Genomic DNA, 18,008 nt, shown 5'->3' with positions numbered 1-18,008 from the left:
CACAGCCAGGACCAGCGGAAGGACGATCCTTCCAGCGGCACAGTGTATCCGGTTGGGACAGGCGGCGGGCATTCCCCTGCTCGCGACGATCAGGCGCTGTCGTGTGCGGTGCCATGGCTCACTTGGATGCCGACCACGCAGGTGTCGTCGTCGGTGTTGGCGTCGCTGCCGTCGAGCAGGTGGTCCAGGCGGTCGTCCAGGGTTCCGGTGAACTCCGCCGAGATCGCGAGCAGTCGTTCCACGCAGTCGTCCAGATACCGGTCGCGGCGCTCGATGAGACCGTCGGTGTAGAGCAGGAGGGTGTCGTCCGGTTCCAGCTGGAGTTCGGCTTCCTCGTAGGCCGCCTCCGCCACCGCGCCGAGGATCATGCCCTTGATGGTGGGCAGGGACGAGGCTCGGCCCGCGCGGATGAGCACCGGGGGGAGGTGCCCCGCGCGAGCCCAGCGCAGCACCTGTGTCTGCGGGTCGTAGAGACCGCAGACGGCGGTGGCGAAGATGTTGTCGGTGAGATGGTGGGCGACCAAGTTGAGCCAGGTCAGCATCTGGCCCGGCCCGGCGCCCGTGGCGGCCAGACCGCGCAGAGCGTTGCGCAGCACCACCATGCCGGTGGCCGCTGCGATGCCGTGACCGGTGATGTCGCCGACCGAGACCAGAATCTTCTTGGACGGCAACACGATCGCGTCGTACCAGTCGCCGCCGACCAGATGGTCTTGCTCGGTCGGCTGGTAGCGCACCGCGATCCGCAGACCGAATGCCTCGGTGGACGGCTGCGCCTCGGGCATGATCGCCTGCTGGAGTTGCCGCGCGAGGCGGCTCTGCTCGGCGGCGTGCTCTTCGGTGTGTGTGAGCCGGTCGCGCGTGGCCGACAGCGCGATCTCGGTCCAGTGTTGCGACGAGATGTCCTGGTAGGCACCGCGAATTGCGAGCAGGTGCCCGGCCGCGTCGGCCACCGGTTCGGCGATGATCCGGATGTGCCGAATCACGCCGTCCGGCCGGATCAGGCGGAACGCCGCGGAAGCCGGGCGGCGATAGCGCAGCAGGGTCCGCAGGAACCGTCGCACCGCTTCGGTGTCGGCGTCATCGACGTGCCCCGGCAGCTGCGCCAGCGGGATGGGGTCCGCCGTCGGCGCCAGCCCGTGCAGGGCGAAAAGCTGGTCGCTCCAGGTGATTTCGCCGGTGGCCGCGTTCTCCTCGAACCCGCCGACCCGGCCGAGACGCTGGGCGTGCTGCAACAACGCCGCCAGCCGCGCCGCCTCGTCCTCCACCCGCCACACCATCAGCACGGCGTCGCCGTGCCTGCTGATACTGAGCGCGGCCGAGACGGTCAGCGGTACCTGGTCGACCAGTTCGGTCAGCGTCATGCGCTCGGCGCGGTAGGTCTCGCCGGTGGCGAAGACGTGCTCGATCCGCTCGAACAGCTGCCCCTCGCTCGCGGACATCGGGTACGACTCGAGCAGCAACTTGCCCCTGATCAGGCCGCGGGCTCGACCGGCCGGGTCGACGAAGCAGGTGTTGACGTGGTGGACGCGGAAATCGGCGAGGGCGCCGTCGTCGTCGAGATGGGGCAGCAGCACCAGCGCGGGGTCGAACAGGCCGTCGGACAGCCGCACCAGATCCGCGATGTCAGGCCGGTCCGACGCGTGCACCGCGGCCAGATCCGATTCCAAAGTGTGCGCGCACAGCTCGGCAAGCGCTTCCAACTGCCGGTGCACCTGGGGCGGCTGCGCCTCGAGCGGCTGCGGCCAGCACACCTCGAGCACGCCGAGCAATTTGCCGCCCGCACCCACCGGGATCGCCGCCCGGCCGCCGCCGCGATGGCCGATCGACGGCAGACCGGCTTCACTCAGGTTCTCGATCCACTGCGCGGCGCGATTCACCAGTGCCTGCCGGGCCGGGGTGGCCAGACCGGGCGGCACGTAGCGCCACCGCTGGGCCTCGTGCGGGCTGATCCCGGCGAAAGCAACCAGTGTCAGCGACGCGTCGGTGCCCGCCGCCCAGATCGCCACGGCCGCGGCGCCCAGCGGCGCGACGGCGTGCTCGAGCACCGACTCCGCCACGCGCTGGGTGTCGCCAGCCGCGAGCAGTCCGCTCTCGGCCGTGCGCAGTCGCACGGCCGCCGTCGGCTCCCCCGCTGTGGCGGTGCTCAGCAGGAACTGGCCCACCGCCGCGCTGACCTTGTCCTGCGCCGCCTGGTTGACCAGGTCGGCGGCCAACTCCAGTGTCGTCACACCGGCTTGCTCGGCCAACGTGTCCAGCTGCCGCGCCGCCTGCGCGGGCCCGCACCGAAGCCGTTCGATCAGAACGCCTTTGGCCATCTCGATCAGCGCCCGCCCGTCGGCGGTGGCATGGGCCCGCTGGACCTCCTTGCTCAGCCGCTCCACGGTGGCCGCGAGGCGGGTGACGGTGGGCTGCTCGGCCGGACGACCGTCCTGGATCACGGAGTCGCTGATGTCCGATTCGGTCATCAGGCACGCAGCCAGTGCTGGATGCGGGCGAGCAAGGCGTCCGCGTCGACGGGCTTGGTGACGTAGTCGTTGGCGCCCGACGCGAGGCTCTTGTCCCGATCGCCCAGCATGGCCTTGGCCGTCACCGCGATGATCGGCAGGTTCGCGTACTGCGGCATCTCGCGGATCGCCGCGGTCGCGGTGTAGCCGTCCATCTCCGGCATCATCACGTCCATCAGGATCAGATCCGTCTCCGGGTGGGCGAGCAGCTTGTCGATGCCCTCGCGCCCGTTCTCGGCGTGCAGCACGCCGATTCCGTGCAGTTCCAGAATGCTGCTGAGCGCGAACAGGTTACGGGCGTCGTCGTCGACGATGAGCACGGTGCGTCCGGCGAGTTCGCCGAGCGGCTGGTGCGGCGCGGCGGCCGGTGTCTCCTCGCGGCGCACGAGGGCCAGCACGTCGCCGGGCGCTTCCGCGGTGACGTGCAACGCGATGCGCTCACGCAGCTCGTCGAGACTCGACAGCAGCTCGAGCGGTTGACGCGAGATGCGCTCGTGCAGCAGGCGTTCCTGTTCGGCGTCGAGCCTGCGGTTGTGGGCGAGCACCGGGACGCTGCTCAGCGCGGCGTCCCCGTCCATCGTCTCCAGGAACTGCAGCGCGGCGCCGCCGGGCATGTCCAGCTCCAGCACCACGCAGTGGAACGCCTCTGCGGCCATCGCCGCCGCCGCTTCCTCCACGCCGTTGGCGCTGACGATCTGGACGGGACCGCGCGGATCGTTGCCCGCGGCGAGGTCGGCCACCGCGCTCTGCGCGACCAGCGACAACAGGCCCTCCGGGCGTTCCTCCACGACCAGCAGCCTGCGCTGCGACTGCGGCGTCGTGGAGTTCGGCGTGTGCTCGGGGCGGCTGCCGTCCGGCTGCGTGTCCTCGCGGTCGTGGTAGGGCGCCTCCTGGAAGTCCGGGCGGGCAACCGGCAGATACAGGGTGAACGTGCTGCCCTGGTCGAGCTCGCTGTCCGCGATGATGGCGCCGCCGAGCAGGTAGGCGATCTCCCGGCTGATCGACAGACCGAGCCCGGTGCCGCCGTATTTGCGGCTGGTCGTCCCGTCGGCCTGCTGGAACGCGCCGAAGATCGACTCCAGCTGGTGCGCGGCGATGCCGATGCCGGTGTCGATCACCCGGAAGGCGATGGCCGGGCCGTGCCTGCGCACGGCGGCGGGCAGTTCCCGCGCCTCCGACGGCTCGATGCGCAACTCGACCGATCCGGTCTCGGTGAACTTCACCGCGTTGGACAACAGATTGCCGAGCACCTGGCGCAACCGCGAATCGTCGGTGAGCAGGTCGAGGGGCAGGCCGGGCGCGGTGGTGATCCGGAACCCGAGGCTCTTCTGCGTCGTCATCGGCCGGAAGGTGGCCTCGACGTAGTCCAGCAGTTTGCGCAGCGGCACCCGCTCGGGCGTGATGTCCATCTTGCCCGCCTCGACCTTGGACAGGTCGAGGATGTCGTTGATCAGCTGCAGCAGGTCCGAGCCCGCCGAGTGGATGATGCCCGCGTACTCGACCTGCTTGGACGTGAGGTTGCGAGTCGGATTCTGGGCGAGCAGCTGAGCGAGGATCAACAAGCTGTTGAGGGGCGTGCGCAGCTCGTGGCTCATGTTGGCCAGGAACTCCGACTTGTACTTCGACGCGAGCGCGAGCTGCTGGGCGCGGGTCTCGAGTTCCTGCCTGGCCTGCTCGATCTCGAGGTTCTTGGCCTCGATGTCACGGTTCTGCCTGGCCAGCAGCGCCGCCTTCTCCTCCATCTCGGCGTTGGACGACTGGAGTTCTTCCTGACGGATCTGCAACTCCTCCGAACGGGCTTGCAGTTCGGTGGTCAGGCGCTGGGATTCGACGAGCAGTTCGTCGGTGCGGGCGTTGGCGATGATGGTGTTCACGTTGACGCCCACCGTCTCCATCAGCTGGTCGAGGAAGTCCCGGTGGATGCGGGTGAAGCGGTGCAGTGAGGCCAGCTCGATGACGCCGAGCACTTGGTCCTCCACCCCGATCGGCAACACGAGCAGGTTGACCGGCGCGGTCCGCCCCAGCCCGGAGGAGATGGTGACGTAGTCGCCGGGCACGTCGTCGACGGCGATCGTGCGGCGGCTGCGCGCGGCCTGACCGACCAGCGACTGACCGAAGGTGAACCGTGTCTCCCCGCCCGGCTCGTCCGCACTTCCGTAGGAGCTGATCAACCGCAGCTCGGGCCGCTCGGCAGTGTCGTCGGCCAGGTAGAACGCGCCGAACTGCGCCGAGACCAGCGGTGCGAGTTCGTCCATGATCAACTCGGCCACCACGTGCAGATCGCGCTGGCCCTGCATCAAGCTCGAGATGCGAGCCAGATTGGTTTTGAGCCAGTCCTGGTCCTGGTTGGCCTTGGTGGTCTCGCGCAGCGACTCCACCATCGAGTTGATGTTGTCCTTGAGTTCCGCGACCTCACCGGACGCTTCGACGGTGATGGATCGGGTCAGGTCGCCCTCCGCGACGGCGCTGGTGACCTCGGCGATGGCGCGGACCTGCCGGGTCAGGTTGCCCGCGAGCTCGTTGACGTTCTCGGTCAGCCGCTTCCAGGTGCCCGAGACGCCCTCGACCTCGGCCTGACCACCCAACCGGCCCTGCGACCCGACCTCGCGGGCGACGCGGGTGACCTCGGCGGCGAAAGCCGACAGCTGGTCGACCATCGTGTTGATCGTGGTCTTCAGCTCGAGGATCTCCCCGCGCGCGTCCACGTCGATCTTGCGGGTCAGATCGCCTTGGGCGACCGCGGTGGTCACCTGGGCGATGTTGCGGACCTGGTTGGTCAGGTTGTTCGCCATGGAGTTGACGTTGTCGGTCAGGTCCTTCCAGGTACCCGCCACGTTCGGCACGCGAGCCTGGCCGCCGAGCATGCCCTCGGTGCCGACCTCGCGGGCGACGCGAGTGACCTCGTCGGCGAACGCCGACAGCGTGTCGACCATCGTGTTGATCACGCCGGCGAGTGCCGCGACCTCGCCCTTGGCCTCGACGGTGATCTTCTGGCTCAGGTCGCCGCGCGCCACCGCCGTCGCGACCTGGGCGATCGACCGCACCTGGTTGGTCAGGTTGGAGGCCATGACGTTGACGTTGTCGGTCAGGTCCTTCCAGGTGCCCGACGCGCCGCGCACCGTCGCCTGGCCGCCGAGGTTGCCCTCGGTGCCGACCTCGCGGGCGACGCGGGTGACCTCGTCGGCGAACGAGGAGAGCTGATCGACCATCGTGTTGATGGTCTCCTTGAGCTCCAGGATCTCGCCGCGCGCGTCGACCCGGATCTTCTGGGTCAGATCGCCGCCCGCGACCGCGGTGGTGACCTGGGCGATCGAGCGCACCTGCGCGGTGAGGTTGTCGGCCATGACGTTGACCGACTCGGTGAGGTCCTTCCAGGTACCGGAGACGCCCTTGACGTCGGCCTGCCCGCCCAACCGTCCCTCGGTGCCCACTTCACGGGCGACGCGGGTGACCTCGTCCGCGAACGCCGAGAGCTGGTCGACCATCGTGTTGATGGTGTTCTTCAGCTCGAGGATCTCCCCGCGCGCGTCGACCCGGATCTTCTGGGTGAGATCACCGCCCGCGACCGCGGTGGCGACCTGGGCGATCGAGCGCACCTGCGCGGTGAGATTGCCCGCCATGAAGTTCACCGAGTCGGTGAGATCGCGCCAGGTACCGGAGACGCCCTTGACGTCGGCCTGACCGCCGAGGATGCCTTCGGTGCCCACCTCGCGCGAGACGCGGGTGACCTCGTCGGCGAAGGACGACAGCTGGTCGACCATCGTGTTGATGGTGTTCTTCAGCTCGAGGATCTCCCCGCGCGCACCGACCGTGATCTTCTGGCTCAGGTCGCCGCGCGCCACGGCGGTGGTCACCTGCGCGATGTTGCGGACCTGGTCGGTCAGGTTGCCCGCCATGAAGTTCACCGAGTCGGTGAGGTCGCGCCACACGCCGCCGACGCCGGGGACCTCGGCCTGGCCGCCCAACTGGCCCTCCGACCCTACTTCCCTTGCCACTCGGGTGACCTCGTCGGCGAAGGACGACAGCTGGTCGACCATCGTGTTGACCGTGTTCTTCAGCTCGAGGATCTCGCCTCGCGCGTCCACGTCGATCTTCTGCGACAGGTCACCCTGCGCCACGGCGGTGGCGACCTGGGCGATATCGCGCACCTGGCTGGTCAGGTTGCCCGCCATGGCGTTCACCGAGTCGGTGAGGTCCTTCCAGGTACCGGACACCCCCGGCACCTCCGCCTGACCACCGAGCCGCCCGTCCGTGCCGACCTCGCGCGCGACGCGGGTCACCTCCGAGGTGAACAGCGACAGCTGGTCCACCATGCCGTTGAACACCGTCGCGATCTCGCCGAGCAGCCCGTCGGCGTCGGTGGGCAACTGGGTGCCGAAATCGCCGTCGCGCACGGCCGTCAATCCGGCCAGTAGCTGGCGCAGCTCGACTTGTTCGGTGGCCGTAGCAGCCTGCTTCGGCGCGCGGGCCGGTGCCGCGGTATCCGTCATTGCCATCCTCGCTTCGTCCCGGTTCGGACCGTATGAGGTCCGACTGGGCACGCCGACTCGCGCGGCACCGCACACGGCGGGTCGCTGACGAGCGGCGAGGTGCTGGCTGTTGAACACCCGCCCGGCGGTACTTTACGTCCCCGAGTGCTCGTGGGCGAACCCATTGGCGCACAGTTGATCAGAACCGTCGCCGCGGCGGTGGCCGTCAGCGGGATACATATATCGAGCGAACCGGGAACAAAACCGTTTACCTGAACACATATAGTCGTCATACTGTGGAAATACGACGAGTGGAGTGTCAGTGACGGAGCCGGGTTCTGCGCTGCTGGTGCGGGCGTTGGAGGCGAACGCGTCGCATACCTCCGAGTCGGTGCGGGCGGTGACCGCCCAGCTGATCCGTGAGGGCGCACTCGCGGCGGGTGCGCGCTTGCCGACCATCAGAGAGCTGGCACAGCATTGCGGGCTGAGCACCCGCACGGTCGTCGCCGCCTGGGGTGAGTTGCGCAAGGAAGGTCTGATCGCCACCAACCGGCGCGGTGGCACGGTGGTGGCCGAACTCGACGAGAGACCCGCGGGCCGCGCGCTCGCGGACCGGGACCTGCTGACGGGCAGTCCCGATTACGATCTGCAGCCGGATCTGGCACCGGCGATGCTGGCCGGGTTGCATACCGACCGGCTCAACCGTCCCGGGCGCGATTACATCACCGATCGGCTCCGCGACGCGGTGGTCGACGGCTGGCCCTTCGCGGCCGAGGCGTTCGTGGCGGCGGGTGGCGGTTCCGAGGGATTGTTTCTCGCCGTGGACGCCGCCGCGCCCGCCGGCTCGCTCGTCGCGGTGGAAGAGCCGGTGATGCCGGGCTTTCTCGACACCCTTGCCGATGTCGGATACGAGGTGGCCGGTATCGAATCCGACGAGCACGGCGCCCGTGCGGATTCGCTTGCCTCGGCCCTGCGGCGGGAACCAGCGGTGGTGGTCCTCCAGCCGGAGGGCGGATATGCCGCAGGCGGGGCGCTGTCGGAGCACCGGGCGGCCGAGCTGGCCGAGGTGTTGTCGTCGGCGAAGTCGATACCGTGGATCGTCGAGGACGACGCGGTGGGTCCGCTGGCCCGCACGCAGGCGCCGTCGCTGGGCAGCTTCTTTCCCGAGCGCAGCGTCCGTGTGCGTAGCTATTGCAAGGCCTACGGGATGGACATCAGGACCTGCGTCATCGGTGGGAGCGCGGAGCTGGTCGAGCGAGCCATTCGCGCGCGGGTGCACGGTATCGCCGCCAACAGCCGAATCCTGCAGAACGCGCTGGCGCATTTGATCGGCGACCGCGATACCGCGGCATTGATCGACACCGCGCGCGGGCGCTATGCGGCCAGGCGGGCGGGCTTGCTCTCAGCGCTGCGCGAGCACGGCGTCACCGCACGGTCCGGGGTCAACAGCCTGGTGGTCTGGGTCGAGGTCGCCGACGAGCAGGGTGCGCTGCTCAGGTTGGCACGGCACGGGATCGTCGTCGGGTCGGGCGCGAAATCCCATGTGACGCCGCCGCGGCCGGGCGCGGTGCGAGTGGCGGTACCGCAGCTACCCGACGACGACGCCTCGATCGCCGAGCTCGCCCGCCTGCTCGCCGAAGCCGCCGGCGCCGCGCATCGGGAGTTCCTGGACTGACCGGGCGATCACCGAGTCGGCGGCGAGGTCGACTGGCGAGAGAGATCACGGGGTCGGCAGTGGGAGCAGATGCGGGGCGATCTCGGCGCTGATGCGGTGCAGGCAGTCGAGATAGCGGGGATGGTCGACCGCGAGCGGGACGTAGAACAACACATCGGTGGCGGCGGCGCGGTCCCGGTCGGCGCGTAGCCGATCGACGATCTGCCCGGCCGAGCCGAAGTAGATCCGGTTGTCCGCCAAGAATCGCCGCCGGTCGGATTCGCCGTGCAGCTCCGGGTAGAAGGCAGGACTCGAGCGAATGTCGGTGTCGAGCAAGGCAAGTGCGTCGCGTTCACTGTCGGCGGGCAGCACCGCCACGCTCGACCCGATCCGCGGGGTGGTCCGGCATTCGGCCAGGTAGGCGTCGACGAGCTCGCCGACGCTGCCACCGGCCCGCGCCTGCGAATTCCCGTGTGGCAGTAGGCCATCGCCCGCGGCGCCCGCGCGGCGAGCGGTGTCGATGTTCCCGGTGGACTGCCACATCCGAGAGCGCAGCGTTCCGGGTGGCGGGTACAGGGCGATGTCCTCGGTGACGCGGCCGTCGGCCAGTACGCGTTGCAGGTCGGCTACCCGCTCGGCGTAGAGCGATTCCCGGTCGGTGTCGGGGACACCGAATCCGGCGTGGCTGGCGGCGGAATGCCCGAATCCCAGACCTTTGCCGAGGCCGAGTTCGAGTCGTCCGCCGCTGAGCGCGTCGGTGACGACGGCATCCTCGGCCAAGCGCACCGGGTGCTCGAACGGCAGCGCCACCACGCCGGTGCCGAGCCGAATCCTGGTGGTGTGCTGGGCGGCCGCGGCCACGAACGGGAAAACCGAGGGCAGGGCCGCGTGATGCGCCTCGAAATGGCGAGTCGCGAACCAGATCGTGCGGTAGCCGAGTTGTTCGGCCCGCACGGCGATCTCGATGGTGCGCCGGTAGACCTCGGCGGCCGGTGGGCCGCTGCGCAACTGCACGAACAACGATGGCGCGGTCATAACCCGTAATGCCCTCTCAGCGTGGCGGTTTCGTACTCTGTGCGGACGATGCCGCGCCGCCGCAACAGCGGGACGACGTGATCGACGAATTCGGCCAGCCCGCCGGGCAGTTCATCGATCATCAGATTGAATCCGTCGCAGGCGCCGGACTCGAACCAGTCCGCGATGAACCCGGCCACCTGATCGGGGCCGCCGACAACCTTCGCGTGCACACTGCCGGAGGCGAGCAGCCGTGCGGCGCCCCGTGTATCTGCGCCGCTGGATCGGACGTATTCGAGCAACACCGCGCGCTGCCCACGCGAGCCTGCGTCGGCGTTCTCGTCTGGGATCTTGTCCCACGGGAAGGGAGCGTCGAGATCGAGGGCGTCGGGTTCGACGCCGAGCCGTTCCGCGAGATTGATCAGCTGGACATCGTCCGGGATGAGGTCGATGAGTTCGCGTTCGCGTCGCCGGGCCGCCGCTTCGGTATCGGCGAGCACGATGATCAGCCCCGGAAGCAGTTTCACACTGTCGGGCTGACGCCCAGCGGCCTGGGCTCGACTACGCAGATCGGTACGGCGCCGGGCCGCGGACGCGGGATCGACATGCGCGGAGTAGACCGCGTCGGCGGTCCTGGCTCCTAATTCCACACCGTGTGTGGAGGCGCCCGCTTGGATCAGCACCGGCCTGCCGTGGGTCAGCGGCGGTGTCTTCAACGGCCCGGCCACTCGAAAGAACTTGCCGTCGTGATCGATCGGCCGCACGATCGCCGGATCGAGGTAGCGACCGGTCGTCTTGTCACCGGCGATCGCGTCGGCGGGCGCCGAATCCCACAGCGCGGTGACCACATCGATGAACTCGGCGGCACGGGCATACCGCTCGGATTTCGGCAAAGCCTGATCCATCGAGTAGTTGCGCGCCGCGGCGTCGCCGCCGGTGACCACGTAGTTCCAGCCCACCCGTCCGCCCGATACCGCGGACAGTGCCGCGAACGAGCGGGCCAGATTGTAGGGGTCGTTGTAGGACGTGGTCGCGGTGACGATCAGGCCGATATGGCTGGTGTTCGCCGCGATGACAGCTTGGGCGACGAAAGGGTCGAGCAGCCTGCTCGGCGCATTCCAATCCTTGGCCTGGAGATCCGGCGAATCGGCGAGGAACACGGCATCGAGCAGGCCCCGTTCCGCGGTGCGCGCCACATCGAGATAGTGCTCGATGCCGACGAAATGCGCCGCGGGCTCCGGCGCTCGCCGCCAAGGGCTGCCGATCGTGCCGCCGGGTATCAGGTTGGCGTTGAGGATGACATGTCGTGGATGGTCGGCCATCGAGCTCTCCAGGCGATCAGGGTGACGGGACGGGTCGCGGCGCGGCGGATGCGCCGCGGACGAGTGGACGGGCCGGGTCGGCTGCCCATTGCGACAAACCTCCGGGATACAACGCGATGTCGAGGCCGAGGGTCGCGAGGACGAATACCTGCAGGGCCGCGGCCATGGCGCTGCCGCAGTACGTCGCGGCGGCCGTCCCCGCGGTGAGGCCGAGATCCCGGTAGCGGGTGCGCAGGCTGTGCTCGTCGCGCAGTAGGCCACGCTCGTCGAAGTCGTCGAACACCGGTGCGCTGATGGCGTCGGGAATGTGACCGGCGAACTCGCCATCGCCGCGAAAGTGTTCGCGTGGGCGGGCATCCAGGAGCACACCGCGTCCGGGCAGGGCCGCCACGGCCGCGGTATCGACGACCGGGAGTCCGGCCGGTTGTGCCGCCTCGGTCCCCGGTACGGCCGGTTCGGCGCCGGAAACGAGGGCGCCCCCGGCCTCGCGCCACGCCCGCAACCCGCCGTCCAGAATCCGGACATCGGGCAGTCCCGCCCACCTCAGCACCCACCAAGCTCGGGCGGCGGGCACCGCGCGGGAGTCGTCGTAGACCACGACCGTGCTGTCGGAATGGATGCCCCAGCGGCGTAGTGCGGCGGTGAGGGTTTCGGTGTCCGGGAGCGGGCGGGCGCCGGAGTGCCGGGTGGCGGCGCCCGCCAGATCCGCGTCGAGGTCGACGAACCGCGCACCGGGCAGATGTCCGCGCCGGAAACTCGTCCGATCCGGTCCATCCACGCCGACCCGGACATCGAGCAGGACCAGCCGCTCAGGCGGATCGTCGCGCAACCGACGGACGGATATGAGGTGGGCGGCACGTTCGCCGGACATCAGGCCCCTTTCGGCGGATCGGGTGAAGCGCGCTGCCGAGGATATGTATCCGGACGCGGTGAACACATAATTCGAGTCTCGGTGACTTTTTGTGTTCACGGCAGCGTGTTGCCGCTTTTATGTTTTCCCCGCCGGGTCGTCGGACCCGGCATGTTCGAGCGGGAGGGCTGCTGTGGGAGTCGTGACGAGCCGCATAGTCGACGCCGGATGGTTACGGTCCCGTCTGTCGGACCCGGGCGTCGTCGTCATCGAGGTGATCAACACGCCGGGGTTCGAGCCGGATCAGAGCACCATCGCGGGTGCGCGCACCGTGTACTGGAAGGATCTGCTCTGGCATCGCTCGCGCCGCGAGTTCGCATCGTCGCGGGTACTGGCCGACCGTCTGCACGCGCTGGGCGCGAACGCGACGTCGACGGTGGTCTTCGCGGGTGAGCCGACCCAATTCGCCGCTTACGCGATCTGGGTGGCCGCGGCCGTCGGTGTCGGCGGCGACCTCCGGTACTTGGACGGCGGGCTACCGGCCTGGCGCGACAGCGATCCGAAGTTCGCTCCCCTGGCGGCCGTCGCCGGGTCGCATGCGCCCGTCGACGCGCCGCTCCCCCAGATTCCGCCGCGCCATGACGAACTCGTCGTAGGCCGCGACGAGGTGCGCGCCGCGATCGAATCGCCGACCGCGATCGTGGATCTGCGTTCTCCGGAAGAGTATTCGGGCCTGCGCGTCGCGCCGCTCACCGAACCGATCGATCACGGCGCCGAACGGGCCGGGCACATTCCGGGCGCGCTGAGTCTTCCGGTGCGGGATCTGCTCGACGAGCACGGTCTGCTGCGGCCGGTAGCCGAGATTCGCGAGCGTGTGGCGGCGCTCGGCATCGAGCGAGCCGAGGAGATCATCGCCTACTGCAGGTTGTCGCATCGCGCCGCGCTCGGCTGGCTGGTGTTCACCGACCTGCTCGGCGATCACCGGGTCCGCGTCTACGACGGTTCCTGGACCGAATGGGGCAGCCTGGTCGGCGCGCCCATCGAGGACTGAGCCGTGAATACCTACCGGCACATCGTCTTCCGTCGCATCGCGAGTGTGGTCCTGTCCGCAGTGGCGATGATGTGGGCCGCGATCACCTTGGCATTCCTCGCGGTGCATATAGCTCCGGGAGATCCGGTCACCGCGATCATGGGTGAGTCCAGCGATCCGAGCTTGCGTGCGCGAATCGAGCAGGATTGGGGTCTGGATCGCCCGCTGGTCGTGCAGTACGGCCGGCACCTCGCGCGACTGCTGCACGGCGACCTGGGCTACTCGTATGTCCGCGGCGAACCGGTGACCGACATCTTGTTCGGCGAGCAATTGCGCACCAGTGCCCAGCTCGCCGGGTTCGCCTTGCTCATCTCGGTCGTGCTCGCACCGCTGCTGGCCGTCCTCACCGCGGGCCGGCGCGATGTGTTCAGCCGGTCGGTCGCCACGGCGGAGATCGTGGTGGCCTCGGCGCCGCCCTTCTGGACCGGCCTGATCTTGATCTGGGTGTTCGCCTTCACCATGAAGGTACTGCCGGTGACCGCGGGAAACGAGTTCCAGCGCTTGATACTTCCCGCCGTCACCCTGGCCCTGCCGATCGCGGCGGTCCTCGCGCAGGTCATGCGGGAGGGTATCGAGCGCGCGCTCGAGCAGCCGTTCGCGCTGACCGCCCGAGCACGGGGAATCGGCGCCACTCGCCTGCGCCTACGGCACGGACTGCGGCATTCGCTGATACCGGCCGCGACCCTGGCCGGGTGGGCCGTGAGCGGGCTGCTCACCGGAACCGTGGTGATCGAGGAGGTCTTCGGCCGGGCCGGGGTCGGGCGGGTCACCGTCGAGGCCGTCACCTACTCCGATGTCCCGGTGGTTCTGGGTGTCGCGCTGCTGACCGCCGCGGTCTACCTGACAGTCACGGTGATCGTCGATATCGCCTATCTCTGGATCGACCCGCGCCTGCGAGAGGCCGCCGCATGACGACGACAGCCGCGCTGCGGCAACGGTTTACCGCGCCCTCGGCCACATGGCCCGCCGGCGTGTGGCTCGCGGCAGCGGTGCTCGCCTTGGCGGTACTCGCCGCGATCGCGCCCGCGCTGATCGCCTCCGGTGATCCCTTGCAAACCGATCTGGTCTCGGCGCATCGGCCGCCGTCGGTGCCGCACCCGTTCGGCACCGATCGACTCGGCCGCGACGTGTTCACCCGCGTCGTGCACGGCGCGCGGTTGTCGCTGTTCATCGGGGTGTCGGCGACGGCACTGGCCGTGGTGATCGGTGTGACGCTCGGCCTGGTGGCCGGTATCGGCGGACGCGCCGTCGACGCGATCGCCTCGCGCGCCTTCGACCTGCTCGGCGCCTTCCCGGAAATTCTGCTCGCCTTGGTGCTCATCACCTTCACCGGCACCGGCACGCCCAATCTCGTTCTCGCGATCGGGATCGCCGCGGCGCCCCGATTCGCGCGGGTGATGCGCGCGGAAACCCGTGCCGTGCGCGGCAGCGAGTACGTCGCGCAGGCGGGCCTGCTCACCAGGTCGCGGTCGCGGATCGTGATCCGCCACATCCTGCCGAATGCGCTGCGCTCGCTTCCGGTCGTGGTCACCCTCGGCCTCGGCACCAGCATTCTCGGTGCCGCGGCATTGAGTTTCCTTGGTTTCGGACCGAAACCCCCCGAACCGGAGTGGGGATCGATGCTCGCCGAGGCGCACGGCGATCTGCGTATCGCGTGGTGGTCGGTCGTCTTCCCCGGCGCCGCCGTCACTGTCGTCGTCCTGGCGACCACGGTGCTCGGCCGATACGCCGGCCACCGCTTCGAACGAAGGGCACAGCCATGACGCTCACGGCCACCGCCGCGCCCCCGAAGGGCACGGGCACCGACATCGTGCTGCGGGTGCGGAACCTGCGTGTCGGCTTCGCCGGGAGGGCGGGCGACATCGTCGACGGGGTCGGCTTCGACCTTCGGCGCGGCGAGATCCTGGCCATCGTCGGCGAATCGGGATCGGGCAAGTCGGTGACCACGCGCAGTCTCGTCGGGCTCGCCGGCGACGGCGCCAGAGTGCGCGCCGACCGATTCGAATTGTTCGGTAGCTCGGCCCTGGCACTGACCGAACGACAGTGGCGCCGAATCCGCGGCGCGCGAATCGGTTTGGTGCTCCAGGACGCGCTCGTCGCGCTCGACCCGCTGCGCACCATCGCCGAGGAGATCGGTGAATCGCTGCGGGCGCTGCCCCGCGATCGACGCGAGGCTCGGATCGACCAGTTGCTGACCTCGGTCGGTATCGCCGATCCCGAAGCGCGCAGGCGTCAGCGGGCGTTCCAGCTGTCGGGCGGCCAGCGTCAGCGAGCGCTGATCGCGTCCGCGCTGGCCGGTGATCCGGACATTCTCATCGCCGACGAGCCGACCACGGCGCTCGACGTGACCGTTCAGGCGCAGGTGCTCGATCTGCTGGTTCGGCAGGTCGAAGGTGGTAGGTCGATGATTCTGGTCAGCCACGATCTGGCCGTGGTCGCGTCGGTGGCCGATCGCATCCTGGTGATGAAATCGGGTCGCGTCGTCGAGGCGGGACCGGCCAGGACGGTCATCGAGAACCCCGAGCACGAGTACACCAGGCACCTGATCGCCGCGGTTCCGCACGGCCGGGCCGACGCGCCGCCCGCGCCGCCCGGTGACCCGGTTTTCACCGCCACCTCGCTTGCCAAGTCGTATCGGGTGCGCGGTCGTACGGTCCCGGCGGTCACCGGTATCGGGTTCGATGTCCATGCCGGTGAAGTGCTCGGTGTGGTCGGCGAATCCGGTTCGGGAAAGTCGACGGTGGCCAAGATGATCACCGGGCTTGTCGCGCCGGACGGCGGCGAAATGCGTTTCGCCGGAGCGCCGTTGACACGCGCGACGCGCCTGCCCGGCCAGATCGGCTTGGTGGCGCAGGATTCGGTCGGTTCGTTCGACCCCCGCTACCGCGTCGGCGAGATCATCGGCGAGAGCGTCGCGCTCCGCGTCGGCAGGCACGAGCGCCGCGACGAGGTCCGGCGCTTGCTGGCGGCGGTGCACCTGCCCGCCGACAGCATCGACCGCCACCCTCGGGAACTGTCCGGCGGACAGCGCCAACGCGTCAACATCGCCAGAGCGCTCGGTAGCGAACCGCGGCTGGTGGTGTGCGACGAACCGGTCTCGGCACTCGACATTTCGGTACAGGCCCAGATCCTCACGCTGATCGCCGAACTCGCGCGGACCCGCCGGGTCGGCATCGTCTTCATCTCGCACGACCTCGCCGTCATCCGGCAGATCTGTCACCGCGTGCTCGTCCTGCACGACGGCGTGATCGTCGAATCCGGCTCGGCCGACGCGGTTTTCACCGCCCCGACCTCCCCGTACACCCGTGCCCTCCTCGATTCCGTTCCGCGCCTTCCGGCGCGGGCCCCCACAGAAAGCCATTCGCGTGCGTAACCGCATCACTCGACTGTTCACCGTGCTGGTCGCCGGCATGGCCTTGGCCGCAGGCGCCTGCGCGGCGGACCCGGAGCCCGGCAGCGGCAACGGCGGACCGACATCGCCACCGCAATCCGGCGGGACCTTCACCATCGCCTTGCCGAATTACCCTCAGCGCGGCCTCAATCCGCATTACGGAGCCGCCTTCGACGCCTCCCAGGTACTACGCAACAGCTACGACAGCCTGGTCGCCGAGGACCGGAACGAACAGTTCCACCCGTGGCTCGCCACCGAATGGACCGTCTCCCCGGACGGCACGGTCTACGAGTTCACCCTGCGCACGGACGTGACCTTCCACAACGGGGAGAAGTTCGACGCGCATGCCGTCAAGGCGAACATCGACCTCCTCCGTAATCCGGACTCCCCGTCCTGGACCGTGCTCGGCCTGCTCCAGTACTCGAGCGTCAGCTCGGTCGATGTGCTCGACCCCTACAAGGTGCGGATCACGCTGAGCACACCCCGCGCGGACTTCCTGTCCACGCTCGCCGGACTCAGCGGCGCGATCGTCGCTCCCAGCACCCTGACCGCCGACAAGCAGACCGTCACCAGCGGGACCGGGCTGGTCGGTACGGGCCCGTTCATCCTCGACAAGGCGGTTCAAGGCCAAGAGCTCGAATTCCGTAAGAACCCCGACTACCGGTGGGGCCCGGCCACCGCCCGGCACCAAGGCGCCGCATACGTCGACAAAGTCGTCGTCAAATACATCCCCGAGGCATCCACCAGGGCGGGACTGCTGCGCAGCGGGGAGGTCGATGCGATCGGAACCGTCAAGGCCACCGATATTCCGCTGTTCGACGGAATCGACGGCTTCCAGTACGAGCAGATCGGCTCGGCGGCCGCGCCGACGGTGATCATGCTCAACCTCACCAACGGCCCCACCACAGATCTGCGGGTACGGCGGGCCATCGCCAAGGGCGTCGACATCGCCGCGGTGGTGGACAGTCTGACCAAGGGTTCCCAGAAACGCGCATGGAGCCTGATCTCGCCCGACAGCGCCTACTACGACCCGAAATACGAGAACAAAGGAACCGCCGATATCGCCGCTGCCGACGCTCTGCTCGACGAAGCGGGCTGGACCGGCACGGACGCCGACGGGTACCGCACCGACAGCGCGGGCCGCCGGTTGACCATCCGCTTGCTCGCGACCGTGCCGACCTATCCCGAGGACGATTTCCTCGAAGCCTGGCAGGCCGAACTGCGCCAGAACCTCGGTGTTCAGGTCGAACTCCAATTCGTCGAGAACGCCCAGGTCTACGACTTGCTCGCCCGCAACCAGTACGAGGCGTTCCCCCGCCAGGTCGGCGGTCTGGATCTGTCGCTGCAGTTCAACCGCGCCTACGGCTCGACCTCGCCGGATCTGAAGTACGGACAGATCGACGGGATCACCATCGGGTCCATCGTCGCGGGGTCCAAGCTGGCCGATCCGGAAGTGGACCGATGGCTCGTCGAATCGACGAAGGCGACCGACCGGGAACAACGCAAGCAGCTGTTCGACAAGATCACCGGCTACCTGCTCGACAAGGCCGTCGCGATACCGCTGTACACCGACCGCAACAGTGTCGCAGCCAGTTCCGCGATCCACCACGTGACCTCGCTGTTCGATCCGCCTCGCAACAGCGTCAACGCCTGGGCATACGACATCGCCGTCCGCTGACCAGTCTGCCCCGAAAACACCGCCCCAGGAAGGCTC

The 18,008-nt window shown here is 68.8% G+C and carries 11 protein-coding genes; 6 read left to right on the top strand and 5 right to left on the bottom strand.

The genetic code is table 11. The annotated features are described in order from the left end of the window. Positions 1-89: 89 nt before the first annotated feature. The gene (locus FB390_RS17670; protein ID WP_141809917.1) at positions 90-2,465 is read right to left on the bottom strand and encodes a SpoIIE family protein phosphatase; all 2,376 of its coding nucleotides are present in this window, start codon (positions 2,463-2,465) and stop codon (positions 90-92) included. Then, a complete protein-coding gene (locus FB390_RS17665; protein ID WP_141809916.1) occupies positions 2,465-6,994 on the bottom strand; it encodes a HAMP domain-containing protein in 4,530 nt (1,509 codons plus the stop codon). The genes FB390_RS17670 and FB390_RS17665 overlap by 1 nt, the downstream gene beginning before the upstream one ends. A 301-nt stretch (positions 6,995-7,295) precedes the next feature. Between FB390_RS17665 and FB390_RS17660 the strand changes: the two genes are divergently transcribed. Further along, positions 7,296-8,648 carry an aminotransferase class I/II-fold pyridoxal phosphate-dependent enzyme gene (locus tag FB390_RS17660; protein ID WP_185757070.1) on the top strand — a complete coding sequence of 451 codons (1,353 nt, stop codon included), beginning with the start codon at positions 7,296-7,298 and terminating at the stop codon, positions 8,646-8,648. 45 nt (positions 8,649-8,693) lie between these two features. On the opposite strand, the gene FB390_RS17655 is transcribed toward FB390_RS17660, so the two are convergent. The 3 genes from FB390_RS17655 to FB390_RS17645 are packed head-to-tail and all read right to left on the bottom strand — an operon-like array spanning position 8,694 to position 11,834. Continuing rightward, positions 8,694-9,662 (bottom strand): LLM class flavin-dependent oxidoreductase, encoded by a 969-nt coding sequence (locus tag FB390_RS17655; protein WP_141809914.1) that lies wholly within the window; start codon positions 9,660-9,662, stop codon positions 8,694-8,696. Then, entirely contained in the window at positions 9,659-10,963 is a 1,305-nt protein-coding gene (locus FB390_RS17650) for an NtaA/DmoA family FMN-dependent monooxygenase (RefSeq protein ID WP_141809913.1), read from the bottom strand. The genes FB390_RS17655 and FB390_RS17650 overlap by 4 nt, the downstream gene beginning before the upstream one ends. 16 nt (positions 10,964-10,979) lie before the next feature. Next, positions 10,980-11,834: a sulfurtransferase gene (locus FB390_RS17645; protein ID WP_141809912.1), complete on the bottom strand. Its 855-nt coding sequence runs from the start codon at positions 11,832-11,834 to the stop codon at positions 10,980-10,982. A gap of 181 nt (positions 11,835-12,015) precedes the next feature. On the opposite strand from FB390_RS17645, the gene FB390_RS17640 reads away from it, so the two are divergent. From FB390_RS17640 to FB390_RS17620, 5 genes are read left to right on the top strand one after another with little or no spacing between them, the layout of a single operon-like run. Continuing rightward, positions 12,016-12,864 carry a sulfurtransferase gene (locus tag FB390_RS17640; RefSeq protein ID WP_185757069.1) on the top strand — a complete coding sequence of 283 codons (849 nt, stop codon included), beginning with the start codon at positions 12,016-12,018 and terminating at the stop codon, positions 12,862-12,864. 3 nt (positions 12,865-12,867) lie between these two features. Next, positions 12,868-13,815: an ABC transporter permease gene (locus FB390_RS17635; RefSeq protein WP_246124076.1), complete on the top strand. Its 948-nt coding sequence runs from the start codon at positions 12,868-12,870 to the stop codon at positions 13,813-13,815. Continuing rightward, positions 13,812-14,666, top strand: coding sequence for an ABC transporter permease (locus FB390_RS17630; RefSeq protein ID WP_141809910.1), 855 nt, complete (start codon positions 13,812-13,814; stop codon positions 14,664-14,666). Before FB390_RS17635 ends, FB390_RS17630 begins: the two co-directional genes overlap by 4 nt. Continuing rightward, complete coding sequence (locus tag FB390_RS17625; RefSeq protein WP_141809909.1) at positions 14,663-16,276, top strand: ATP-binding cassette domain-containing protein; 1,614 nt, start codon at positions 14,663-14,665, stop codon at positions 16,274-16,276. Before FB390_RS17630 ends, FB390_RS17625 begins: the two co-directional genes overlap by 4 nt. Then, positions 16,269-17,972: an ABC transporter substrate-binding protein gene (locus tag FB390_RS17620; protein ID WP_141809908.1), complete on the top strand. Its 1,704-nt coding sequence runs from the start codon at positions 16,269-16,271 to the stop codon at positions 17,970-17,972. Before FB390_RS17625 ends, FB390_RS17620 begins: the two co-directional genes overlap by 8 nt. Positions 17,973-18,008: the final 36 nt, after the last annotated feature.

It is taken from the genome of Nocardia bhagyanarayanae, from assembly GCF_006716565.1.
In the GTDB taxonomy this organism is placed as follows: Bacteria; Actinomycetota; Actinomycetes; order Mycobacteriales; family Mycobacteriaceae; genus Nocardia; species Nocardia bhagyanarayanae.
This window is presented reverse-complemented; position numbering and strand designations above follow the sequence as displayed.